Here is a 25,197-nt window from a genome sequence, read left to right on the forward strand (position 1 = left end):
ATGCCTATTTACCGGAACGAATATACAACTCCCCCCAAAACATTCAAGCCCAGAACTTCATATTGATTCCAGCGTTGATATCTATTATTCAATACATTGTTCAGTTGTATCCACAGATTCAATTTAGGCATCACTGAGAATTCAGCACCGATATTGAGATCAGCAGCAGGATCTAACTTTAATGTGGTTTGATTTACGTTTCGGTAATGGCTTCCATCCCACAAAAAGATATCGGCTTTCAGTTGCAAATCTTTGAACATTTTCCAGCGTAAAGCACCTGTTACCTCCAAAGGCAATAATCCCCATGCTTTTTCCGCTTTTTGAAGTGACGTGAATTGACGATACGTCAGCCCACCCACTAAAGATAATTTCTCTTGTAAAGTATAACCGATCTCACCATGTAACTGTACGATATCCATCTCAGGCTCTACAAAGACATCAAAGAACCTACCTTCTAAAGAAGACCTTGAAGTTGGGAACAGTGGTTGATTATTGGTTCGCATAAATGAAAGTCGTGCGCGATAGGTTAAATGGTTACCTGCTGCCCCGCGAATACCTGCATATTGTTCTCCGATTTTAGTGTTTACAAGACTGGTGGGTTGTAAAATCCATGGATTGATATCTGTTAAGGAGCGATAGCCATTCTTCTGAAAATATCCCACCCAACCCGCTTCTACGAGTAATCCTGTTTCACCGATTTTCGCTTCGGCTGTAATATTGGGCAAGGTGGCAAATTTCCCATTATCCCATGATGGCCGAATACCTGCATTGACTTTGAATGCTTTTGACTGAAACTGCACCGATGGACTCACATAGAATAAATTGTTCGTGATCTTAAGTGTATTGGGAACAATGGAAACAGATGTACTAGCAATATCTGCTACAATTCCCAAGTCGATCGCAAACTTATTTGCAAATGACTTACGCAAGGGTGCTTCTAGTATCGCATTGTATTCTTTACCCTGACGATTATCAGCAAAATATTTCAAACTGAGTTTGGGAGCATAGGTAATATTGAAAGCATTTGCTTTCTTATTCCTCAGTCCGATCTCTATCCCTGCTTCATTAAAACGCTGCAACAGGTCTTCTTTTTTGAAATTGGGCACTGTATTATCGAAGCCATAGAAATAACGAGTGGTATTCTTATAAGTAGCTTTGGTCGTCCACTCATTATTGTTATTGGTATTAAAAACAGACAAAACACTCAATCCCAACTTTGCATATTGTTGTGCAAACAGGTCACCTTTATTGGAGAGATAGTCTGCATTTACGATGGTGTTGCTTTTTTTCCCATCTCCAAAAGAAAATGATCCGGCCAATAAGAAGCTATTGAAATTCCCCAATCCGGCACGAATGGAGTGATCATTTTGCCAATGAAATCCGGTATCCACCGGAAGTGCTAGGGGTTTGATCGGCACCGGCTGATAAGAAAAAAATAAATTCTGTGCAGGCACTGCATAAGTGACCGGTGTACGAGATGAATCCACATAGGTAGATGCTGCCGTAAAATTGATTTTCGCAGCATTCTTAAGTGAGGGTTTAAAAGCCGAAGTAATGGTAACGACCCTTGGCGATGAGGTATCAGCAAGTGCAGCTGCATCCATGCGGGTTTCATTTGCCACTGCTGGTTTGGTCTGATTCTTTGTAACCGTTACTTTCTTTCTCGTACTTCTTCTCCTTTGTGCATCCGCATTGCCTACGATCCAAAGAGCAATGAATGTTAAGCAAGATGTATATAGTATGCGCTTCATGTATGCCAATTTATTCTTGTTCTACTTTATTGATTTTGTTTTTCTCTTCCAATACCACCTTCAATTTTTGCTGCGCTTCCTCTTTTAATTCAATGATGGTAGCATTATCCACAATACTCTTGAAAGTTGCTTCCGCATTGAATAGGTCTTTTTGTTTGAAGTATATATCTCCGAGTAATAAATAACTGCGTGTTACCCAAAATTCATAGGAACCTGATTTTTTGATCACATCAAAAGCTGCAGTCTCTGCTTCTGCTAACTTATCCTGCTGAAATAGTATCTCCGCAATCCGGTACTGTGATTCTGCACCATATTCAGATTTCCCGGTTTGCATTACCTGTCTGTAAGCAGCAATTGCCAGATCAGATTGCTTATTCAACTGGTAGTTCTTTGCCACAACTAAATTGGCCATCATTTTATCATCGGTAGCGATCCCGGTTTCTTTCAATAAGTCTTCTGCATTAGGGGCTGCTTCTACCCATTTCTGGGCTTTGAACTGACAACGCAATAACCCGCGCATGGCTTCCAGTTTATTTTCTTGCTGCGAAGCAATAGATTTTAACTGACTGAAATATTTTTCAGCATTGGTATAATCTTTCAACTCGAAATAATGAATACGAGCTGCTTGCAATACACTTCTTTCAGCAAAAGAACTCACACCTTTCTCTGCCACTGCTGCATAAAAAGGTAAAGCTTCTTTCAAGAGTTTTTCAGTTACAAAGATCTCAGCTGAAAAATAGTTGGCTTCGATGGCATAACGGCCATCAGGGAATTTGGATAAATAATCTTTGAACCCATTTTTAGCACCTGACATATCTTTTACATCGTATCGCAACATGGCAGATTTAAAAGTCAAAGAATCTTCTTCGTTATAAGTAACAGGTCTTCCATTGGAACGCATGAATGAAACAAACTCACCGGGTTGCTGTTTTTCAATGAACAGGTTTCTGATATACTCTACCGCTGCATCTGTTTCTGTTGAGTTAGGATACCCTGATACCAGCGTTTTAAACTGATTCAGGGATTCTTCATTTTTATCTAAATTGAAATAAGCGATCCCTGATTTGAGGTATGCTTCAGGATGAATACTTGCCGCCTTTTCCGATTTCAAAATTTTATTGAGCGGTGCTAATGCTGCCTCATAATTCTCATCGGCCAGATAGGTATTGGCCTGCTCCAATGCAGCATCTGCGATATAGGATGAAGAAGGAAATCTGCTTTCCAGACTTTGTAACAGTTTCAGCTTTTCCGAATTTTGATTCATGGCTCCGGCGATCACTGCTTTTTGATACAAAGCATAATCTGCTGTATTCAGTTGCATATTCAATACCTGATCATACATGCCCAAAGCTTTCTTGAATTCTTTGTTCATGAAATAACAATCAGCAACTCTCAGGTATGCATCTTTTTCAATATTGGAAGAATTGATCGTGATGTTTTTAGCAACATTCTCAAATTGCTCCTTTGCTGCAGGATAGTTTTCTGTTTTGAGTAACGCATACCCTAAACTGTACCTTGCATTCACCAGATTCACTTCACCATTGGTCATTGGATTTTTGATGTATTCAGAGAACTGAACTATTGCGACCTCATTGTTACCATTGCGATAAGCGATCTCCCCTTTCCAAAAACGTGTGAGCGCGATCAGATTATTATTATAAGGCACTTCTAATAATCGATTCAACAAAGGCTCTGCCTGATTGATCTGTTGATCATTGATCAATTCAACAGATCGGCCATATAATAATCTGGGATACACTTTCATCGCATTCTCACTCCTTACCGGCAAACTTTCATACAATGCCAATCCATCTTTGTAATTGCTGGTATTGGCCAAAGTGCTCACTAATAATTCGCGCGCTTCCTGTAACATGGTGGAAGCAGGATATGCCGAAGTAAATGACTGAAACCCTTTCAGCGCAGCATCCATGTAGCCCATATCATAAGAAAGCTTGGCGTAATTGAAGAGAGAAAATTCTTTTTGTAAGGCATTACTGTTATTGTCCGCACAAAATTGAAAAGCATTTCTTGCATTTTGCTTATCGTTTGTTTTCAGGTAGGCATCTGCCAATAAGTACATACTGTTCTGTGCCAAGGAATCTTCTCCTCCACCCAACTGTTTTAATCCTTCAATGGCTTTTGTCCAGTTCTTGGCTTCATAATAACAATACGCCAACTCGTACATGTCTTCTCTTCTGACTTTAGGTGTACCCGCTACGTATTTTTCAATATATGGGAGCGCTTTTGCATACTGACGCTTTTCGAAATACAAATGACCAACCAACTGTCTCAGTTGCAGATCATAATATTGTCCGCCTTTATTCAAAGCTGCTTCTCCATATTCAAGCGCTTTATTTCTTTCTCCTTTGAAATAATAGATCTCGGTCAGATAAAAAGGAATGACATTTTGATAATCCTTCGATTGTTCTGCAATTTGAAAACTCACAATGGCATCATCATACTTTTTATCATTGAACGCGATAAATGCATAGTAGTAATTGGCATCGATATAATTAGGGTCCTGAGGGATCTGACGTATGGCATTGAATAAAGGCCTGGCTTTATCGAACTGTAACATGGTGAAATAGCCGTATGCCTGATGAAATTTCATATCAGCGATCTCACGGTTACTCAAATTGGCGATATTGGCTTTTTCATAGCAGGCAACAGCCTCAGGTAACATCTTTCTGCGATAATAATATTCCCCTAAATGAAAACGCATCATTTGAACATGAGGCACATCATTCTCCAGTTCAACAAAATCAACCGCCATGGGAGCAGCAGTAGAATCATTGAGCTTCAATCCACATAGAATATAGTAATAGCGAGCCTCTAACTGTACTGTAAAAGACAAATTGGTGGTTGCGGCACCATGACTATATATTTTTTTGAACACAGGATATGCCAATCCGTATTGGTCATTTTGAAATAACTCCTTTGCCTGTTTGAATTCAGCATCCGGATCCTGTAACTGTTGGCTAAGCTGTGCATTCACTTGGGTACTAACCGCAAAACCTGCGGCAAGCAAGCATATAGAAAAGAATTTGTTCATAATATTCGGTCTGCTTGGTAACAAAGATTTTTGTTTCTTTCTTAATGAAAAGCGAAAACCCTGTTTTAAAGGTAGTATTAGCGTTTTGTAAGGAAAGACTTAACATGCATTTGTGGAAAAACAGATAGAGGGTGTAAGTTTGTCAACAAATCAGGATAACTATGTACACGCATGTGACAAACTTAAGAGTGAGGTATGCAGAAACGGATCAGATGGATATTGTGTACTATGGCAACTATGCACAATACTTTGAGGTAGGTAGAACAGAATGTATCCGTGAATTGGGTTTTACTTATAAAACGATGGAAGAAATGGGCATTCGCATGCCGGTAGTAGAAATGGAAGTTCGTTACTTACGTCCTGCACATTATGATGACCTCATCACGATCAAAACGATCTTAAAAGAACTCCCGACAGACCATAGCATTTCGTTTTACAATGAAGTATACAATGAGAAAGGAAAACTTCTGACGACAGGTAAGGTAACCTTGTTCTTCATTGATAGTGCGACAGGAAAAAGGGCTTCCATGCCGGAAACCCTTCGAGAAAAATTATTACCTTATTTTATGAATTAAACCCTGCTATAATCTGGTCGCCAATGTTTTATTGAAGCTTTGATCTCTTTGCTTCCCATCTTTTCGTTCGCAGCTTTTGCTGCCAGTGCCGGAAATTCTTCATCTGAAGCAAAACGCAGTGCAATGATCTGTCTTAACCTTAATTCTTTGGGCAGGGGCTTTCCCGTTAAGATAAAGTGGCGAAACTGTTCTTCAGCACGAATCGCCCGATCCTGGGCTTTCAATGCAAAAGCGCGGACATACCAAAAAACCAATACAAGTATCACGGCGATCAAACAGATCAAAGAGGCTGAATAGAGATTACTATCACTTGCATCTTTAAGATTGTAAAATGACCCGATCAGTAGACTGAATATGGCCGGAGCGGTCACATAATGCCATAATGGTACATAACGTGTGTGGTTGGTAAAGCTTTGTTGACTCATATAGCTGTTTTTCTTTTTGATATTATCTCAATATCGAATGCATGAAATAGATCATTTCAATTCATCCAATACCAAAAACATTTTTTTTACGATCTCGTTCGCAGAGCCATCATAATTATTTACAATGATGGCAACCGTGTATGTAACACCATCACTGGAAGTATGATATCCTGCGAATCCTTTTGACCCGCCAATGGTTCCGCTCTTCAATTTCATTTTATTATACTCGGGGAACGCAGACAGATACTGCGTAAACCAAGGTCTTGAACGGGCATACTGCAACACTTTCACCAACGATCCGGTGGTCACACGATTTTGTGGCGACAGTCCACTCCCATCGATCATACGCATCGACGCGGGCTCGATACCTTTATTTTTCCAGAACTCCTTCATGATCTCCAATCCATCTTCTGTTACGCCCTTGCCATTTTTTTCAAAAGCCAATGTTTTCACCAATGTTTCTCCATACAGGTTTACACTTTTACGCATGAACCAATAATTGATGCTGTCAAGCACAGGCGAATATTGTACATGGATGGGCAGGATCACCGTTTTACCGGATTGTTCTCTAACACCGGGTTGTTTAGCGGAGCCATTTGTTAATGCGGCTGCAAGCGTGTAACCCAGTTCCATAGCAGGATTCGTCATAGAACCTGAAATAGTAAATGCTTTTTGGGCTGGCGGGATGGTTCCGCGAATAAAAACGCGATCATTATACGGGGCAGAGAAAATATAGGCATTATCACCACTTCCTTTTTTGCCTGCCTTGAGTTCATTGGTAAAGAACATATTGTGTAATACAGGAATCGTTTTGGAGATCATGACCTGATCACCAGGATTTTGCCCTGATTTCAATACAAGATCATATTGATTTTCTCTCCAGTTAAGTCCGTATGAACCGGCTCCGTAATAATTCCCCATATCATCCCAAGGCCAGCCGCCGGGTACAGATGCTGTCTCCCACTGATCGGCATGTACAAAAATTTGTCCCTCTATTTTTTTGATGTTTAGATCGCGGATCTTTTTGCGCCATTCTTGAATGATCATTGTATCGCTGGTGCCGGCATATCTCCAGCTACCCAATGTCGGATCCCCATATCCTGTGATATGTAGGTTGCCTGTTAATTTTCCATCACGGATCACACCACTATACCCAAGCTCGGTTTTGTATCGATAATCAATGCCTAATAGATCCAAGGCTGTGGCACTGGTCACCAGTTTCTGACAACTCGCCGGGGCGAGTCCGACATTTCCATTGTATTCAAATAGCGTAGTTCCGGATTCGCTGTTCACAACCGTCATCCCCACTGTAGCATAACGCATCTGGGGATCATTGAGCAATTGTTGAAAAGCCTTATTCAACCTTTCTTTCACAGGCTGGGCTGCCAAAGAATTCATCAAACCCAAGAAACAAATACACGAGTAAACAAGTCTTCTCATAAATGCGTTTTAACTTGCATTAAAATTAAGCGTCTGTAAAGTATGGAAAAAGTTTTTGCCTCGATCATTACGATCGGTGATGAATTGTTGATCGGTCAGGTTATTGACACCAACAGCGCATGGATTGCACAGGAATTAAACAAAGCGGGCATTTTAGTTAAAAATCGGGTTGCCGTTGGAGATGTATGGGATGATATTTGGAATGCATTGGATACAGAAAGTAAAAAAGCATCGATAGTATTGATCACTGGCGGACTAGGTCCTACAGCAGATGATATTACCAAACCGCTATTGTGTCAATATTTTGGCGGCAAGATGATCATGGATGAAGCTACACTGGCACATGTGACCGATATTTTTGAAAGGATATTGAAGCGACCAATGATCGAACGCAACAGAAAGCAAGCGGAAGTACCGGATGTATGTAAGGTTTTGAAAAATGAGCGAGGTACCGCACCTGGAATGTTGTTTGAAAAAGATGGGGTGATCTTTATCGCAATGCCGGGTGTACCGCATGAGATGAAATGGATCATGACCGCACATGTCATTCCTCTGATCGAAAAAAGATTCAGCACAGGTTTTATCAGACATCGGACATTATTAACAGCCGGTATCGGGGAATCATTTTTGGCTGAAATGATACAGGATATCGAAACTGCTTTACCAAGTCATATCAAACTCGCCTATCTACCGAATTATGGCATGGTAAGATTGCGACTGAGTGGTACAGGAACAGATGCGAGTGTGTTACAAAAGGAGATCGATATTTATTTTCAACAACTACTGCAACGCACTGAAAAATATTTAGTTACGGATGACGACATTCCGATGGAACTGGTTGTTGGAAAATTACTGAAAGAACGAAAACAAACGATGACAACCGCCGAAAGTTGTACGGGTGGATATATTGCTCATCTCATCACTAAACATGATGGCTCTTCTGCTTACTATCAGGGAAGCATTATCAGTTATGCCAATGAAATAAAAGAGCGTTTATTGTCTGTGCCACATGAAGTATTAGAGACCCAAGGAGCCGTGAGTGAAGAGACCGTAAAAGTGATGGCAGAAACAGCTCGTGCAACCATGCAAACAGATTATGCGCTTGCAGTCAGCGGTATCATGGGACCTCGCGGCGGAACAGAACAAAAACCGGTAGGAATGGTATGGGTAGCTGCGGCATCGGCTGAAAAAACAGTCACGCAACTTTTTCAATTTCGATTTGACCGATCCAGAAATACAGAATTGACCGCTATTAATGCATTGAATTTGTTAAGGCAACTCATTCTTGGAAAACTGTAAGTTTCGCTGAAAAGCCTATGGATATTGGGTTAGAAAATACTGTGTATAAAGAAGCCACAGATTTTTCGATTTTCAGCCTTAAATTGTCTATTTTCTCACTAATATTGCCCCCTGAAAACAAACAGGCGTAAGTTTTACGGGGAGATACCATGGAGAGATTGTTAAGGGTTTTCTGATTTTTCGATCATTATTTTAAACACTACGAACTGTATGGCAATTGCTGAACTGGTGATGCCCAAATTGGGCGAAAGTATCATGGAAGCCACCATTCTGAAATGGAATAAAAAGGTGGGTGATCATGTGAAACAGGATGAAACCGTATTGGATATCGCCACAGATAAGGTTGACAGTGAAGTACCTTCCACTGCGGAAGGCGTGATAACTGAAATTTTATTTAATGTAAATGATGTAGTGCCTATCGGTACGGTCATTGCCAGAATTAATACTGCGGCTAATGGATCAGCTGTTGTTGTTCCTGAAGCAGCTCCTCCCGCAAAAGAGGAAGTAATTGTTGAACAGGTTAGTGTTGCAAAAGAAGAAGTCGCTCCTCAACCCATCGCTACTCCGGTTGAAGCTCCGATTGAAGAACCTATTCCTTTTGTACCTGCAGCTGTCACCACAGAATTATTAGATAAGCCTGCGGTTAATCGCTTCTATTCTCCATTGGTATTGAATATTGCGAATAGTGAAGGCATTAGCCTGAGTGAATTGGAAAGAATTCCCGGTACAGGTATCGATGGAAGGGTTAGCAAGAAAGATATTCTACAATATGTAGCCAATAAGAAGTCGGGGATTAGCACTAAAGAAGTTACCCCTACTGCCCCCGTTGCTCCTGTTCAGGCTTCACCACGATTTGAAACGAGTGCTAAACCAACTGCTTCAGCATCTCCTGTTTCTGAAGTCAAAACGATTACTGTTGGTACCCCATCCGGTAAACTAAGTGATCCTGCAGCCGTTGTTGTGAATGGCAATACAGAGATCATCGAAATGGACAGAATGCGTAAACTGATCGCCAAGCACATGGTTGACAGTAAGCATACCAGTCCACACGTAACCAGCTTTGCAGAAGCAGATGTAACTCATATGGTGCAGTGGCGCGAAAGAGTGAAGCATGAGTTTGAGAAGAGAGAAGGTACCAAGCTTACATTCACACCCATGTTCATTGAGTGTATTGCTCGTGTGATTGAAAGATATCCATTGATCAATTGTTCAGTGGATGGAGACAAGATCATTGTTAGAAAAGATATCAATATTGGTATGGCCACTGCCCTACCTTCCGGTAACCTGATCGTTCCGGTCATCAAAGGTGCCAATCAGCTAAACATTGTAGGCTTAAGTAAAGCAGTAAATGGATTGGCTGATGCAGCAAGAAACAATAAACTCAAACCTGATGATACCACCGGTGGTACTTTTACATTGACCAATGTAGGTACTTTCGGAAGTCTGATGGGAACCCCTATTATTTCACAACCACAGGTAGCTATCCTGGCCGTAGGTGCGATCAAAAAGCGCCCAATGGTCATAGAAACCAAAGAAGGCGACACAATTGGTATCCGACACATGATGTATCTCTCTTTAAGCTATGATCATCGCATCGTAGATGGCAGTATCGGTGCCAGCTTCCTCACAGAAGTTGCCAAAGAGTTCGAAAAGTGGGATCCAGAACGTCAGTGGTTTCAATATTTGTAGACCATAGTCCATAGACCATGGTCCATGGACTATGGACTATGGACCATGGTCTATTAACCACCTTCATTTTCACATCCTGTTAATAAACAACTCATACAAATCTGTTTTTGAATCAGTAAATTCAGAAAACAAAACGGATCAGTATGAAGACCTTATCTCAAACATGGTTTGCGGATGGTTATATTGATTTTGAATTAAAAAAATATACCCTCCTCGCCTATTTACAGGAAATCAATCGCTACTTCTGTCAGAACAAATTGTATCCGCAGTTGGCGGACATTATTTTCCATTATAACAATCTGATCGCATTCAAAGAGAACAAACAATACTTACAGGAACAGTTTCCCAAAAGATTGACCGGTTTACAGATCGAAAAATTACAGCTCTTGTATGAATCCATGGTCGAAGATGATGAACTGATGCAGGAACTGGAAGAGATCATCAACTATGCTTCTTCCAACATGAAGAAAACCATTACCAGTGGAACAGAGATCTATGAATTCGTGGAAAATAAATTAACCATCGAGCCGATCGGTTTGATCCCATTGGATCATAATGAAGGCTATTTTCTTTTATGTGAAGGGGCTTGCAGAAATACATGGGTATATCAATACCGTCTCAGCATCTTCGAAAAACACGATGAAAAATATAGAAGTATCAAAACAGAATTTGTAGATGTTTGGCAGAGAAGTATTGTAAACTCTTATCAAAATATCAAAGCTGAGCTGATCAGGAACAGATCCGATCTCCCCAACCCTGCCGTATACTCTGTAGAAACAGAATTAACACTGCCTTTGGAAGAAACATTATTACCCATCGCCAAAAGAAGCTTGGTGAGATATATTTCTACGCAGATGACTTAAGTTGTCAGATGAAAGGAATGAAAATAAAATGGCGAACACCATAAACAGTGTTCGCCGCTTTATTTTCAACGATGTCAAATCAGAGATCTGACATTCTCCTAATATCCCAATCCCATATCTTTTCCTTTCATCGTTGCAGGCACACCTTCTGCAATCCATTTGGAAGGTTTTTCACCTTTGAGGAAATGATCGAAGAATTGTTGCTCGCGAACTTGAATATCTTTTCGATTCTTACGTTCTACCAGGTTATGTGCTTCATTATTATAATTCAGCATCCATACTTTTTTACCTAATCTGCGCATGGCAGTATAGTATTCAATTCCCTGATACCAAGGCACTGCATCATCTGCATCATTGGCCATGATCACCAAAGGAGTCTTCACTTTTGGCAAATAGAACAATGGTGAATTTTCGATGTACAAGTTAGGCTTCTCCCATAAAGTTGCACCGATACGACTTTGAGATTGCTCATACTGAAACTGTCTGTTCAAACCGGTTCCCCATCTGATACCACCATAAGCACTCGTCATATTCACTACAGGAGCACCTGCCCATGCAGCAGCATATAAATTGGTTCTGGTGATCAAATGTGCGATTTGATATCCACCCCAGCTTTGTCCTTGCAATCCTAGTTTCGTACTATCAACATAACCTTGTTTTACCACAGCCCTGGTTCCACTCAGGATATAATCATAAGCTCCCTGACCCGGATATCCTTTTTTATACCAGATATCAGGTACAAACACCACATACCCGCGACTTACAAAGAATGAAATATTCAGTCGAGATGGTGTGGGTGATGGAGCTACATATCCATATAATCCCTGACTACTTCTCTCATAGAAATAAACGATCATCGGGTACTTCTTCTTCGGATCAAAATCTTCGGGTTTGTACACGATACCCTCTGCTTCTTTTCCGGTATATGCTTTCCATTTGAACAACTCTGCAGTTCCCCAATTGTACTCCGCTTGTTGAGGGTTACTATTGGAGAGTTGTTTGGCTTGTGCACCCATTGTATGTACAAATACATTGGGAGATTGCTGGAAAGTTTCCTTTGTATAGCTTAATACATCCGCATTCTTAGCTTTTTGAATAGATATACCAAGACCTACTTTCTCTTTGAACAGCACATTGAAAGTTTTACCAGAGAGATCCAATGTTGCCAGTCCGGCACTTTTATCTTTTTCATCAAATAAACGTAACAGCAATCTTTGTGAAGCACTGATGAATCGCTCATCAGGATCTGTATTGACATATCTGATGATGGTTTTATCCTTTCTGCCTGCTGTCAGACAAACAGAAGCAGCGATTCCTTCCGGATCTACTTGCCAGATATCATAACGATCATAAATCAAAACAGATTTATCGCCCTCCATCCATTTTACAACTCCGTAAGCATTCGGATCATCCGGCACATCATTTTCTTCATCACCCAATGCTGTTTTAATGTCTTTGGCTATTTGATAGACCTGCGCAGTAACACTGTTATAGGCAAAATATTTCTGCTTACGCTCATCAAAGAACACCAGGTATTTACCTGTATATGAAGGTTGTAAATTTCCTCCTTTCAGATCTTTGGTCACCAACTGCGTTTGTCCTGTCAATGGATTGATCCTGAATACATCATTGAAACTGAATCCTTGCCATTGTGTGGCGACTCTTTTACCAAAATCAGAAACTCCATAAAAAACAGATCCGTCCCCTTCTTGTGTAGGTATTACATTGCGTAGCTTTTCATTACCGAGCTGAATGATCTCATTTTTATCCAGATCAAAATAAGCGAGGTAACTTCTTCTCAATTCTGTATTGAGATTTCTTAATTGTACCGGCTGTATATAATCATCATTATAATGCCATACATCAACGCTGACTCTGTCCATTTCAGGAACAGTCGTATCACGTACCGGCCATATCGGTAACGTTCCAAGCATCAGACGATTTCCGGATTTACTGAAAACAATACTACCTACATTATCACTGATGGTCCAGTTCGCAGGTAACCCCTTGGTTTTATTGTCAGCCAGCAAACGCGCACTATCCATTCCGTCTTTGTAATAATAAAGTTTGAAGAACTTCTGCAATGCCTTACTGCTACTGTCTCTTTCTGCTACAAACGCAACCTGCTTTCCATCCTCATCCATCCTGAAACTTTTGGCTTCATTGAATTTAGTGAAGATGGTGCGTGTGCTATTATTATCCAGATTGACTTTGACAACGGTGGCCAGAGATCTATCATCGCTGTTTTTGCGAGTTGTCTCTATCAGTAATACATTGCCTTTACGATTGAAGAAATAATCTTTTACCAACTCAAACCTGCGCTCCTCACCGGTATGAAGGTTACGTAAAACAAGTACCGTACCTTCTTCCACAGGTTCTGTATTAGCACGAACAGAATTCCTTCCATTTCTGTTTTGAAGAACAGACATGCCCGCGGTTTTTGCTTCATTGGCTTTATTACGAATGCTATCAGCAACACGCATCAAGCTATCCGCCATTTTCAGCATATTATTTAGTCTTGTTGCAGAATCGGGCTGTTGCGGTCTATTGGTTTCAGGCAGTGGCTTATCAAGTAAATAAGCTAACCAGATACCGGAGTCGTCAGGTATCTTATAACTTTTGATCCTGGGAACTTTGGTGATGTTTGTTGTACCCAATTCAATGAATGCCAAACTATCTTTCGGCATTTCATCCGGACGACGTTTTTTGATCCTGGCATCGCGGGTATCCTTATAGAATGGTCGGATCCTGCACACCAAAAAACGATTGTCTTCGCTAATGGAAATACTATACCCGCGGGGAATGGTCACTTTATAATCACCGGTTGTACTTTGCAGATATACAACCCCATCGCCTTCCTGTGGGGTAACGGCATAGGCGACATATTTTCCATCGTTACTGATCACTCGCTCACCGATGGACTCCCAACTATCATACACAGAATGATCCAGCGGTTTTTTTTGAGCAAGGACAGAGATACCCGGCAATAACAAAAATGCGAGTATTAGTTTTCTCATATTGGTAATTTTAGTGGCTTCTAAGTTAATCAAACAATGTTGAGGTATTGAAAGAATACATAATAAAATGACCAATGGGTGAATAGTGATTATTTATGAATGTTTGCCCTACATTAGCAACGAAAAATCGAAATATTCAGGTAACACCTCATATCCTGTGAATGCAAATCGCTCAAAAAACAATTAATTGCATTTTAATCACTTTCAGCGCGTTATATTGATAAAAAAAGTGATATTACTTCACTTATTATTGGTTGTTGTAAGGTTAGTATGAATACACATTCTCCCATTGAACAAATGATCGCCATGCTTGAGCACTCACATGTGTTCATGTATATGATCATTGATCAAAAAGGGCACTACCGATATATCAATCAGAAGATGTCAACGATCACGGGTTGGGACAGATCGATGATCGGTTCCAGAAGATATGAAGAGCAGATACACTATGCAGATGTAGATTTCTTAAGGCAACAGGTACATCAGGCTCTTCAACACCCGGGCGAAAAATTTTCGGTTATTGCCCGTTATCTGATAGATGAGCACCAGCATACGATACAGTGGGAAGTTTGTAGTAGTAAAGATGAAGAGGGAGAAGAACAGATACAAGCCATGGGAGTATTATTGAGCGGAGATCCTTTGGACGATTTTTCTGCTTCAAGATATCTACATCAATTCAATGAATATCTGGATGGTGTTAGTGATGGCTTTTTTGCATTAGACCGTAACTGGATTTTCTTAAAAGTGAATCGATTCTTTGAATCGGTTACTGGCTTATCCAGACAAGAGATGATCGGAAGAAGTTTCTGGGATTTTTTTCCCGATACAGAAGATCAACCATATGCCGCAGCCATGCGTAAAGCCTTCGATCTGGAAGAAACGATCACATTTGAACAACCCTGGCCCCCGGATCATCATTTTGCTGTTTCTGCTACCCCATCTAAAGAAGGCATCATTTGTTATTTCATTGATATCTCTTTACAGAAAAAACAACAACTGGAATTACTCGCCAATGAGATCAAACTGAAAGCCATTCTTGACAGTACAACGGATATCAATATCTTGATCAGTGCAGATCTAAGAGTATTGAACTTTAACCGTACCGCCGATCTACTTTCTAAAGAGTATTTTAATGCACAACTCTTTATTGGCGCTGATTTCAACAAGTATGTACCGAAAGAGCTTGGGCATTACTTCAGAGAACATTTTGAAAGAGCACTAGCCGGAGAAAAACTTACGACTGAGCGCCCCGTTGCACTTTTGAATGGAGATGTGATATGGTTTGAGTTCCTATACTATCCTGTTTATAGTGAAGCCGGTGATATGCTGGGAGTTGCGATGAATATCACCAATATCGATGCCCGGAAAAAAGCAGAAATGAAATTGTTACAGCAATATGATCGCATGCGTGAGATCGCTTATTTACAATCACATGAAGCCCGTGCTCCATTAAGTAATATTCTTGGATTGATCAACGTCTTGATGTTGTACACTGAAAAAACAAATGACCCTGAAATTGTACAAGTATTGGAATTATTGAATGTGAGTGCATCCCGATTGGATACCGTGATTCAAAAGATCGTATCCAATACCAGACATGAATAAATCAAATGTTGCTCTTTTGCTGGTGTTTTCTTATCACCCTGATCATTTGAAATAACACGGATACTGTAATCAATGCCACCCCGGCATAAAAACTCGTATTGAGTTTTTCATTTTCCTGAAATAAAATAAAGGCCAATAAAATTCCATATACAGGTTCCAGGTTGAGACTTAAATTCTGGGTGAATGCAGAAACTTTCTTGAGTGCCTGAAGCATCAGATCCATGGCCAATACGGTACAGAGCCAGCTTAAGATCAGTAACCAAAACCAATCTGATAAAGAAGGAAAGATCGTTTCAACCGGATAATAATGAAGGTATATCGGCATCAACAAAGTGAGGATCAGTAATCCGCCACTTAACTCATAGATCATCATAGTTCTTGGTTCAACTTTTTGTACTTGTCGCTTATTCAATACAGAGAATAATGCAGCTAAGATTGCAGAAACGATACCTGCGATGATCCCATCCCGATACCTTGTATCAAATTGAAAAATAAGAATGATCCCTAATAAACTCAGTAATCCCAAACCTACATCCGGCCAGCTGAATGGACGTTCATTGAATACAGGTTCCAATAATGCAGTAAACAATCCGGTCGACGCGAAACAAACAAGTCCGATAGAGACATTGGACATTTTAATACTTCCATAAAAGAATACCCAATGCAATGCGATCAGCGTTCCGATCCCTAATAGTTTCCATACCATGTGAGAAGAAACCTCTTGCAATTGGTTCTTCCATTTCAATAGTGCAAATAGTGTAACTACAGTGATCATGATGCGATACCACACCAATAATCCCTCATTCATATGAATCAGTACTCCCAATACCCCCGTAAATCCAGCTAAAAAAACAGAAATGTGTAGCTTGATGAGTGCATCTTTCATGGCACTAAAGCTAATTCAAAGAAATGGAAAATAGTATGCAGTGATGAAATGCGATTATCAGGGTGCACTAGAAACGCGCTTTTTATAACTTTTGAAAAGACTGTGCCACTGTATTTTCAAAACACCCAGCACACCTTCTTTGATGATACCCTTACTCATTTTACTCACGCCTATCTTTCGATCTATAAATGTGATGGGCACTTCTTTGATACGAAAGCCCAGTTTCCAGGAAACGAATTTCATTTCTATCTGGAAAGCATATCCAACAAACTCTATCTCGTCTAAATTGATCGCTTCAAGTACCTGACGTTTATAGCATACAAAGCCTGCTGTTGGATCATTTACGGGCATCCAGGTGAGAATCTTGGTGTACAATGCACCACCCCGTGAATATAACTGACGATCCCATGGCCAGTTTTCAGTACGGCCTCCGGGTACATATCTGCTACCAACAGCTAGATCTGCACCACCATTTTTACATGCATCATACAACCGTTCCAGATCTTTGGGGTTGTGAGAGAAATCTGCATCCATCTCAAAAATATATGCATACTTTCTGCTGATACCCCATTTAAATCCATGAATATAGGCTGTTCCCAATCCCAGCTTTCCTTTTCTTTCTTCCAAAAATAATTGACCGGGATATTGCTGAATCAACTCTTTCACAATGGATGCGGTACCATCAGGAGAACCATCATCAATGACTAGGATATGATAATCTGCTCGTAAGTCAAATACAGCTGTGATGATCGACGCAATATTTTCCTTCTCGTTATAGGTTGGTATGATGACTAATTTTTCCAATCAATGGGGATATTCGGTTGCTCTGCTAAAATACAACTCATAACGATTAATCGTTATGCCGTCTGAATATTTGCGGAAAATACTCGAAAAAATACTGGGAGTTATCCTTTCTTTAACAAAGTTCGATTCAGGATTTCCGTGAGTTTCTGCTTGGTATTCATAGGAAAATCTCCTTTCATCATCCAATCATAATACTGCGGTTCTTCCTTGAGGACCTGTGTTACAGGTTTTCCTTTATGTTTACCAAAATTGAATACTTCTACTCCATTTTCCCGAATAAATCGACGCGCAAAATCAACAATATCGTCTTCACCGGTGAATTTGACGATACTCTCCACCGTATTACCGATTTGTGGATAACGCTCTACCTGAGCTTCCAATACTTCCCAAGTTGCAGTTGCATCAACTTCTGCACTGTGAGCTCCTTCCAAGGTTTTTTGACAATAAAATTTATATGCAGCACTAAGGGTTCTTTGCTCCATCATGTGAAACACCTTCTGCACATCGACTAATTTTCTGCCATCAGTAGAGAAATCGATCCCTACACGTAAGAATTCTTCGATGAGCATGGGGATATCAAAACGATTGCTGTTATAGCCACCTATATCACAATGATCAATAAATTGTTTGATCTCATTGGCTACCTGTTTAAAGGTAGGCGCGTCTTTGACCATATCATCGGTAATGCCATGCACATCACTTGCCCCTTTAGGAATCGGCATCATGGGGTTGATGAGTTTTCTCTTGACTTGCTGAGTTCCATCAGGATTGATCTTCACAATAGCGATCTCAACAATACGATCCAGACTGATGTTAACACCGGTTGTTTCCAAATCAATAAAAGCAAGCGGGCGTGTGAGTTGCAATTTCATGGTACGAAGTAAATATAATAATTCTAATTATCGGTATCTGTCTTTTGAATGATCTCCTGTGCCAGTGCCACTACATCCATCCCATTATAATTCCCACTGCTCATCAATAAAAGATTGCTGTTATGATAATTGGCGGATAGTAACCATTCTTTTAATAAAGCGGCATCGGTAAAAACGAGTAAGCCCGATTTATTAAAGCCTTCTTGCACTGCTGTTTCAGGCAGATCAGGCAATCGTTTGATCGCCAGTGCATGTTTAGAATAAAACACCACTGCTTGATCTGCAGGTTCCAAAGCACCATTGTATTCTTTCATGAATGCCTCATTCAAACTACTATAAGTATGCAACTCCAATACGCCGATCAGTTTTCGATCAGGGAACTGTTCTTTCACAGCCTCGATCGTTGCTTTTACTTTGCTGGGGGCATGTGCAAAATCACGATAAACAGCTGCATCCTTGCTACTGGATAATAACTCTAATCGTTTAGCAGCACCTGTGAAAGATCCGATCGCTTGTACAAAATCCTGCGCTGTTAATCCCAATTCTTTACATGCATAAAAGGCCGCATGCAAATTGAGTAGGTTATGATTACCAAATACTTTCAAGCCACCTGATACACCTTCCAGTGTAACTGTTGTAGCACCTGCTGTAATCTTATGTGAAGGAATAGAATAAGGCTGATAGCGAATATCTGCTCTGCTGTGTTCAGTGACCAATTTATTTAATACCGGATCAGACTCATTGTAGATCAGCAATCCACCCACCTCTATCTTATTGATAAAAATGATGAATTGCTCCAGGTAAAATTCAAACGTGGAAAACACATTGATATGATCCCAGGCTATGCCGGTCAGAATAGCAACATGTGGAAACAAAAAGTGAAACTTGGGCTTTCTCTCGATCGCGCTGGCAGGATATTCATCACCTTCACAAACGATCACCGGGGCGTTCGTGATATCTACTGACTGATCAAAGCCTTCCACTTTTGCGCCTACGAGATAATCAAATTGCTGACGAGTATGTTTCAGCACATGCATGATCATACTGGTGGTGGTAGTCTTACCGTGACTGCCACCTACAACTACCCTTTTCTTTTGTTGGCTCTCATGATAGATGTATTCAGGAAAGGAGTAGATCTTCAATTTCAGATCGATCGCCTTTAGCAACTCAGGATTATCTGATTTCGCGTGCATTCCTAAGATCACGGCATCTAAATCAGCCGTTATCTTCCCTGGATCCCACCCAATCGTAACAGGAAGAAGCCCGTGTTGCTTCAAATTGGAGGCTGCAGGTTCAAATATTTCATCATCTGTTCCGGTAACCTGATAACCCTTTTTATGGAGTGCGATGGCCAGCTGGTGCATCACACTACCCCCTATCGAAATAAAGTGAACCTTCATAATAAATGTTTGATTTCAACCGTTTTATGCAAATTAACTGTCCGAAAGCAACAATTTCAGTCAAATCAGTATCTTTGTTATAGCGCAAAATACAGTCAAAACGCTAACCTAAAACGTAACACATGAAAAAGATAACCGCTATTCTGTTCTTACTTGTATTGAGCGCAGTGTTTATCAGTTCCTGTACGTCATCCAAAAGCAGAGGCTGTCCTACTACCAATCCGCGCTATTTCAAGCCCTAAGGTTTGTGAACCTATTGACTTTTGTATTGTTTTCTAAGAAAAAAAGATGAACTGGAATCCTATTACTTCTATTGATCAGCTGGCGCAAATCAAAGAAGCATCGTTTCAATCACCGCAAGTTATATTCAAGCATAGTACCCGTTGTAGTATTAGCTCCATGGTATTAAATCGTTTGGAAAGAAGTGATGCTCCTGAGCAGGTGCAATTTCATTATCTCGATCTACTGGCTTATCGTCCGATCTCCGATCAAATAGCTACCGATTTTGCGGTTTATCATGAATCTCCCCAGGTGTTACTGATCAAAAATGGCGAATGCGTATATGATGAAAGCCATCATGGTATCAGTATGGATGAAATAGCAGAGCAAGCCGCTCAAACAGCATAGGAAAGCATGTCTGCTTTTTGTAAATTGCTGAAAAAAATCACATGATCATCACCGTTTTTGGTGCGACCGGACAGGTTGGACGTTTTGTTGTATCACAAGCATTAGCATTGGGATATAAGGTTCGTGCATTTGGAAGAAATGTCTCGGATTTGATCGATCATGATCTCAATCATGATGCACTAACCGCCATACAGGGTTATGTTTTTGATGCGAATGATGTAAGGAATGCCATTAGTGGTGCAGATGCTGTCATATCTGTATTGGGCGGCAATATGGATGGTAGTGATAAGACCAGAAGTCTCGGGATGAAGAACATCATCGCACAAATGGAACTAACAGGTGTAAAACGAATTGTTACACTTGGAGGAATGGGTATCCTGAATGCGGATGAGCCTGAAGAAGGTTTATTGATTGAACAAACGGGCTATCCCGAAGCATACCTGGCTGTTGGCAAAGAGCATTTATTGGCTTATCAGTCATTGGCAGCATCTGCTCTCGACTGGACCTTTATCTGTTCTCCTGATATTCTGAATAAAATGGGAACCGGACAATACATTACCGCCGCGAATTATGCACCCAAGCCGAATCATTATCAAATAGCGGCAGGAGATCTGGCGCACTGCATGATTGCCTGTATACGAGAACAGCAGTACTTGAAACAACGTGTAGGAATTAGCAGATTATAATCCAGAGAATGTAACTGATCAAGACTTCAATTCTTTCATCATCAACCAATCCCTTTGAAGGTCGGTGCCTAATAAGAAATCATGCTCTCCAAATTTTGAAAAGCCGAAAGATTGATAAAAAGCAATGGCACGATGATTTTTTTCCCAAACACCTAACCATACTTTCTTTTTACCTAATGATGCAGCATAAGATAAAGCATGCTGCATCATTGCTTTACCTATCCCCTTACCGATGCTGTTCTTGCGTGCATAAAACCGACATATTTCAATCGCTTCCGCTGAACCATCCATTTGTGAATGAGCTCCGGGTTTTATTTTACAATAACCCACCGGCTGATCATCCAAAAAAGCAATAAAATAAATATGAAGAGGATCGAGTACTTCAGCCATCAATTTTTCTGAAGCGAATTGAGTATTCAGAAACAATTGCATGTCTTCGGCAGTATTCTGGTCGGCAAAACTGTCGTAAAAAGTTTCACGGCTGATGGTTGCGATCAAGGATGCATCATCAGCCGTGGCAGTTTGAATTTCTAAGCGTTTCAATGTATTAAGCAGGGATATTTTCAATGACCATGGCACTGGCACCACCACCCCCATTACAAATACCGGCAGCTCCGATCTTACCACCGTGCTGTTTCAATACATGCAATAAGGTAACGATGATCCTTGCGCCGCTACAACCCAATGGATGTCCAAGAGAAACCGCTCCACCATGTACATTCACTTTGGCAGGATCCAGTTTCATCTTCTGGATATTGGCGATTCCAACAACTGAGAATGCCTCGTTCAACTCTACATAATCAATTTGATTCATTTCCAATCCAGCCTTCGCCACTGCTTTGGGAACTGCCATAGCAGGTGTTGTTGTGAACCATTCCGGTGCTTGCTCTGCATCTGCATAGCTGCGTATCACAGCCAATGGTTTAATACCCATTGCATCTGCTTTTTCTTTACTCATCAATACCACTGCTGCTGCTCCATCATTCATGGTAGAAGCATTGGCTGCAGTAACAGTACCGTCTTTTACAAAAGCAGGCTTTAATTCAGGGATCTTATCAAATTTCACATTGAATGCATCTTCATCCTTTGCAAACAAGATCGGATCACCTTTTCGCTGCGGAATGGGTACAGGAACTACTTCCGCATCAAAGCTGCCATTATTCCATGCGGCCTGACTGCGCTTGTAGCTCTCAATCGCAAAAGCATCTTGTTCTTCACGTGAGATATTACACTCTTTTGCACAAAGTTCAGCTGCATTCCCCATTGCATAATTATGATACACATCGGTTAATCCATCTTTCGCTAAACCATCTACTAATTGAACATTGCCATATTTGTTTCCCCAACGAAGATTGGGAGAATAAAAGGGCACATTGCTCATACTCTCCATACCTCCTGCAACCACTACATCCGCATCACCCAATAAAATTGCCTGCGCACCTTGTGCAATTGCTTTCATGCCACTGGCACAAACCTTATTAACGGTGGTACAGATGACACTATCAGGTAGCCCTGCAAATTTTGCTGCCTGACGAGCAGGTGCTTGTCCGGTATTGGCTTGAATCACACAACCCATTAATACTTCCTGTACTTGATCCGGTTGAATACCGGCTCTTTCAACAGCAGCTTTGATGGCAATCGCACCCAACTGAGGCGCAGAAAAATCTTTAAGACTACCACCAAATGAGCCCATTGGAGTTCTCACGGCTGATACGATATATACGGTTCTATTCGACATATGATTGAATTGAAGCGCAAATATAGGGCAATCATACTAACAATCGTTAGCTTCGGTTGTTAATTCTAAGCAGCAAACCGATGTATATTAGCAAAAAAGTTATGCGCAATCTCTTTTCTTTTTTGGTTGTATTCTCGCTTATACTAGTGCTGTTCTGTTCATTTATGGCCACTCCTCCTGATTGCAACGCTTTGAAGACAGGCCGATTCCATAGCTATACAAAGAAAGGCGATCATATACAGATCACCAGAATTGACGGCATTCAACAGGATGTAAATACGCAAACAAAAGACACGACTTACTGGAAAATAGAGTGGCTTGGGAATTGCAGATTTGCGGCATCCTACTTATCGGGCGCCGGACCCAAAAATGAAGCAGAAAAAAGGCTCTATGAAAACACCATCCTGTACTTTGACATCAAAGAGATTGCTGATGACTATTATATTGGCACAACCACGGTTAAAGCATCAAATGGCATGAGTGTATTTACAGATACTACCTGGCTGGTAGCCAGAAAATAATGGATGATTGCAAAGGATGTTATTTATTCCGCAATGAGTTTAAAGCCTGTTTGTGTAAACTCTATTTTTCTTTGTTTATAAAGATTACCGGTCGTCATTTTAAATGTTTTTTTACTCATGCCAAAGAATGCATAGATGGCTTCAGGATCAGACTTATCATGATATGGCAGATAACCATTGTTCTCCTGCAACAGGCGTAGAATCTTTTCTGATTCATCTTCTACTTTTTGAAATCCGGGTTTACCTAAGACCACATCAATTTTATTACCCGGAAGAATCGTCTTAATAAATCCTTTCAGCTTATCACCGATCTTCAGTTCTGTAAATATTTCGTTGGTATGAATGATACCAGTATGCAGGTTATTGATGATCACCACAAAACCCAGTTCCGATTGACGGTATACCAATAAATCTACCTGATCTAATTCCTTCACAGTAAGTTCATCATTACTCAGCAATTGTTCGATCTTCTCTGTGGCAGCTACCCTACCAGTCATTTGATCGATATATAGTTTCACCAGGTACTCTCCTCCTACACGCATACCACCCAACTGCTTGGAAGCGGGAACGAACAGATCCTTCATCAATCCCCAATCAAGAAAAGCGCCTTGTCTTGTAACTGCAACAGCTTTCATTTTAGCGATCTCACCCACACAGGCGTTGGCTTTTTGCGTGGTAGCGATCAATCTGTTATCTGAATCATGGTATACAAATACCGTTATTTCATCTCCAATACGAAGTCCTTTCGGAGCAAAACGGGTGGGTAACAAAATGCCATCACCTCCATCTTCGAGGTAAAATCCAAAATCTACTTTTCGTGATACTTTCAGGGTATTGTATTGCCCTACATTAACTTTTTCCATAAAAATCCTAATCGGCAAAAATAGGTTAGTTTATCCGAATGCTTTAAAATAAGCAATTACCATGGGTATCCACTACTGTTAGCAACTTTAAAAGACTGATCCCTAAGGCTTTAATATTTTCATCGCATGAAAGGGATTATAGGGATAGTTGTATTGTGTACACTCTCACTCCAGGCTTTTGCGCAAACAGTTTCTGGTCATTGGTATGGCATCGGTAAAGTGGCAGTTCCGGGGGAACATAGCTCCTATTTATCTGAATTGACCCTCAAACAAAAAGGGGCTGCTGTTGTCGGCGAATTACAGTATTATTTCAGGGATAGTTTATTCAAGGTAAAAGTCACTGGTAGTTTTAATAGTAATACGAGACAACTGATTTTTAAGCCGATCCCATTCATCTACTATTTATCAACCAGCACTAAAACAGGTATTGATTGTATACTGACCGGGAATTTCACATTATTGGTCAATCGTACGGAATCTATATTGACCGGCGCTTTTGAAAGTGATGCAGCACATAGATATACAACACCTGCTATTCAGTATCGTTTTAAGTCTTCAACAGATACAGTAGCGCAGAAGGCCGAACTGTATTCATCAGCGATAGATGTACCATCTGACACAATAGCTACACGCACGATCACTGACCGGAAAGAAATGCAAGCTGTAATGATCGATCCCGATTTTTTGAAAAGAGAAAAAAAGATCTTTAAAGAAATCGAGGTCAGTGAAACCGCATTAAGAATTGAATTGTATGATAATGGCACTATTGATCATGATACCATTTCGATTTTCAGTAATGACCGACTCTTATACAAAGATGTACCACTCACACAAAGTGCATTCAGAAGAACCGTACTCCTCGATTCAACTATAGAAGTGAATGAGATCAGTATGTATGCTGAGAACTTAGGCAGCATCCCTCCCAACACTGCGATCATGATCATCTATGATGGCAATAGAAGACATGAAATCATTTTAACCAGTGACCTGAAGAATACCGCGACAATCCGTTTAAGAAGAAAGATCAAGTGAAGCATAAGAGTAGCTGATGGCTAATCGATCATAGCTAATCGCGGCACAATCA

21 protein-coding genes are annotated in these 25,197 nt (G+C 40.6%); 9 read left to right on the forward strand and 12 right to left on the reverse strand.

Features of this window, described 5'->3' with window-relative positions; genetic code table 11:
• Positions 1 to 8 precede the first annotated feature (8 nt).
• Together ABXG83_RS03715 and ABXG83_RS03720 are read right to left on the reverse strand one after the other, a co-directional pair.
• On the reverse strand, positions 9 to 1,751 hold the full coding sequence (locus ABXG83_RS03715) for a hypothetical protein (protein ID WP_353550144.1): 1,743 nt from the start codon (positions 1,749 to 1,751) through the stop codon (positions 9 to 11).
• A 10-nt stretch (positions 1,752 to 1,761) separates the two neighbouring features.
• Positions 1,762 to 4,803 carry a tetratricopeptide repeat protein gene (locus ABXG83_RS03720; protein ID WP_353550145.1) on the reverse strand — a complete coding sequence of 1,014 codons (3,042 nt, stop codon included), beginning with the start codon at positions 4,801 to 4,803 and terminating at the stop codon, positions 1,762 to 1,764.
• Positions 4,804 to 4,964: 161 nt separating this feature from the next.
• Between ABXG83_RS03720 and ABXG83_RS03725 the strand changes: the two genes are divergently transcribed.
• The gene (locus ABXG83_RS03725) at positions 4,965 to 5,378 is read left to right on the forward strand and encodes a thioesterase family protein (protein ID WP_353550146.1); all 414 of its coding nucleotides are present in this window, start codon (positions 4,965 to 4,967) and stop codon (positions 5,376 to 5,378) included.
• Here the strand turns inward: ABXG83_RS03725 and ABXG83_RS03730 are convergent.
• Positions 5,375 to 5,803: a DUF6526 family protein gene (locus ABXG83_RS03730; protein WP_353550147.1), complete on the reverse strand. Its 429-nt coding sequence runs from the start codon at positions 5,801 to 5,803 to the stop codon at positions 5,375 to 5,377. The genes ABXG83_RS03725 and ABXG83_RS03730 overlap by 4 nt on opposite strands.
• Positions 5,804 to 5,854: 51 nt before the next feature.
• Positions 5,855 to 7,243, reverse strand: coding sequence for a D-alanyl-D-alanine carboxypeptidase/D-alanyl-D-alanine-endopeptidase (gene dacB, locus ABXG83_RS03735; RefSeq protein ID WP_353550148.1), 1,389 nt, complete (start codon positions 7,241 to 7,243; stop codon positions 5,855 to 5,857).
• A gap of 42 nt (positions 7,244 to 7,285) precedes the next feature.
• Between dacB and ABXG83_RS03740 the strand changes: the two genes are divergently transcribed.
• The 3 genes from ABXG83_RS03740 to ABXG83_RS03750 all read left to right on the forward strand — a co-directional run bounded on the left by ABXG83_RS03740 (position 7,286) and on the right by ABXG83_RS03750 (position 11,094).
• Positions 7,286 to 8,542, forward strand: coding sequence for a competence/damage-inducible protein A (locus tag ABXG83_RS03740; protein ID WP_353550149.1), 1,257 nt, complete (start codon positions 7,286 to 7,288; stop codon positions 8,540 to 8,542).
• Positions 8,543 to 8,752: 210 nt separating this feature from the next.
• Complete coding sequence (locus ABXG83_RS03745; RefSeq protein ID WP_353550150.1) at positions 8,753 to 10,231, forward strand: dihydrolipoamide acetyltransferase family protein; 1,479 nt, start codon at positions 8,753 to 8,755, stop codon at positions 10,229 to 10,231.
• Positions 10,232 to 10,374: 143 nt separating this feature from the next.
• A complete protein-coding gene (locus ABXG83_RS03750; RefSeq protein ID WP_353550151.1) occupies positions 10,375 to 11,094 on the forward strand; it encodes a hypothetical protein in 720 nt (239 codons plus the stop codon).
• Positions 11,095 to 11,192: 98 nt separating this feature from the next.
• Here the strand turns inward: ABXG83_RS03750 and ABXG83_RS03755 are convergent, their stop codons facing one another.
• The gene (locus tag ABXG83_RS03755; RefSeq protein WP_353550152.1) at positions 11,193 to 14,111 is read right to left on the reverse strand and encodes a prolyl oligopeptidase family serine peptidase; all 2,919 of its coding nucleotides are present in this window, start codon (positions 14,109 to 14,111) and stop codon (positions 11,193 to 11,195) included.
• Positions 14,112 to 14,381: 270 nt separating this feature from the next.
• On the opposite strand from ABXG83_RS03755, the gene ABXG83_RS03760 reads away from it, so the two are divergent.
• On the forward strand, positions 14,382 to 15,716 hold the full coding sequence (locus ABXG83_RS03760) for a PAS domain S-box protein (RefSeq protein WP_353550153.1): 1,335 nt from the start codon (positions 14,382 to 14,384) through the stop codon (positions 15,714 to 15,716).
• Position 15,717: 1 nt separating this feature from the next.
• On the opposite strand, the gene ABXG83_RS03765 is transcribed toward ABXG83_RS03760, so the two are convergent.
• The 4 genes from ABXG83_RS03765 to ABXG83_RS03780 all read right to left on the reverse strand — a co-directional run bounded on the left by ABXG83_RS03765 (position 15,718) and on the right by ABXG83_RS03780 (position 19,678).
• On the reverse strand, positions 15,718 to 16,602 hold the full coding sequence (locus ABXG83_RS03765) for a DMT family transporter (protein WP_353550154.1): 885 nt from the start codon (positions 16,600 to 16,602) through the stop codon (positions 15,718 to 15,720).
• Between the two features lie 57 nt (positions 16,603 to 16,659).
• The gene (locus ABXG83_RS03770; RefSeq protein WP_353550155.1) at positions 16,660 to 17,406 is read right to left on the reverse strand and encodes a polyprenol monophosphomannose synthase; all 747 of its coding nucleotides are present in this window, start codon (positions 17,404 to 17,406) and stop codon (positions 16,660 to 16,662) included.
• A 101-nt stretch (positions 17,407 to 17,507) separates the two neighbouring features.
• Complete coding sequence (locus ABXG83_RS03775) at positions 17,508 to 18,278, reverse strand: 3'-5' exonuclease (RefSeq protein ID WP_353550156.1); 771 nt, start codon at positions 18,276 to 18,278, stop codon at positions 17,508 to 17,510.
• Positions 18,279 to 18,301: 23 nt separating this feature from the next.
• Positions 18,302 to 19,678: a Mur ligase family protein gene (locus tag ABXG83_RS03780; protein ID WP_353550157.1), complete on the reverse strand. Its 1,377-nt coding sequence runs from the start codon at positions 19,676 to 19,678 to the stop codon at positions 18,302 to 18,304.
• 288 nt (positions 19,679 to 19,966) lie between these two features.
• Between ABXG83_RS03780 and ytxJ the strand changes: the two genes are divergently transcribed.
• Complete coding sequence (gene ytxJ / locus ABXG83_RS03785; protein WP_353550158.1) at positions 19,967 to 20,305, forward strand: bacillithiol system redox-active protein YtxJ; 339 nt, start codon at positions 19,967 to 19,969, stop codon at positions 20,303 to 20,305.
• 41 nt (positions 20,306 to 20,346) lie between these two features.
• Positions 20,347 to 20,991, forward strand: coding sequence for an NAD(P)H-binding protein (locus ABXG83_RS03790; protein WP_353550159.1), 645 nt, complete (start codon positions 20,347 to 20,349; stop codon positions 20,989 to 20,991).
• A gap of 18 nt (positions 20,992 to 21,009) precedes the next feature.
• Here ABXG83_RS03790 and ABXG83_RS03795 read toward each other — a convergent pair whose 3' ends face one another.
• On the reverse strand, positions 21,010 to 21,534 hold the full coding sequence (locus ABXG83_RS03795) for a GNAT family N-acetyltransferase (RefSeq protein ID WP_353550160.1): 525 nt from the start codon (positions 21,532 to 21,534) through the stop codon (positions 21,010 to 21,012).
• Positions 21,535 to 21,538: 4 nt separating this feature from the next.
• Entirely contained in the window at positions 21,539 to 22,729 is a 1,191-nt protein-coding gene (locus ABXG83_RS03800) for an acetyl-CoA C-acyltransferase (RefSeq protein ID WP_353550161.1), read from the reverse strand.
• A 101-nt stretch (positions 22,730 to 22,830) separates the two neighbouring features.
• Here ABXG83_RS03800 and ABXG83_RS03805 point away from each other — a divergent pair, with 101 nt between their 5' ends.
• The gene (locus ABXG83_RS03805) at positions 22,831 to 23,250 is read left to right on the forward strand and encodes a hypothetical protein (RefSeq protein ID WP_353550162.1); all 420 of its coding nucleotides are present in this window, start codon (positions 22,831 to 22,833) and stop codon (positions 23,248 to 23,250) included.
• A 23-nt stretch (positions 23,251 to 23,273) separates the two neighbouring features.
• Here the strand turns inward: ABXG83_RS03805 and ABXG83_RS03810 are convergent, their stop codons facing one another.
• Positions 23,274 to 24,113 (reverse strand): S1-like domain-containing RNA-binding protein, encoded by an 840-nt coding sequence (locus ABXG83_RS03810; RefSeq protein WP_353550163.1) that lies wholly within the window; start codon positions 24,111 to 24,113, stop codon positions 23,274 to 23,276.
• A gap of 126 nt (positions 24,114 to 24,239) precedes the next feature.
• Here ABXG83_RS03810 and ABXG83_RS03815 point away from each other — a divergent pair, with 126 nt between their 5' ends.
• The gene (locus ABXG83_RS03815) at positions 24,240 to 25,145 is read left to right on the forward strand and encodes a hypothetical protein (protein WP_353550164.1); all 906 of its coding nucleotides are present in this window, start codon (positions 24,240 to 24,242) and stop codon (positions 25,143 to 25,145) included.
• Positions 25,146 to 25,197 lie beyond the last annotated feature (52 nt).

The organism is Sediminibacterium sp. KACHI17, assembly GCF_040362915.1.
GTDB lineage: Bacteria > Bacteroidota > Bacteroidia > Chitinophagales > Chitinophagaceae > Sediminibacterium.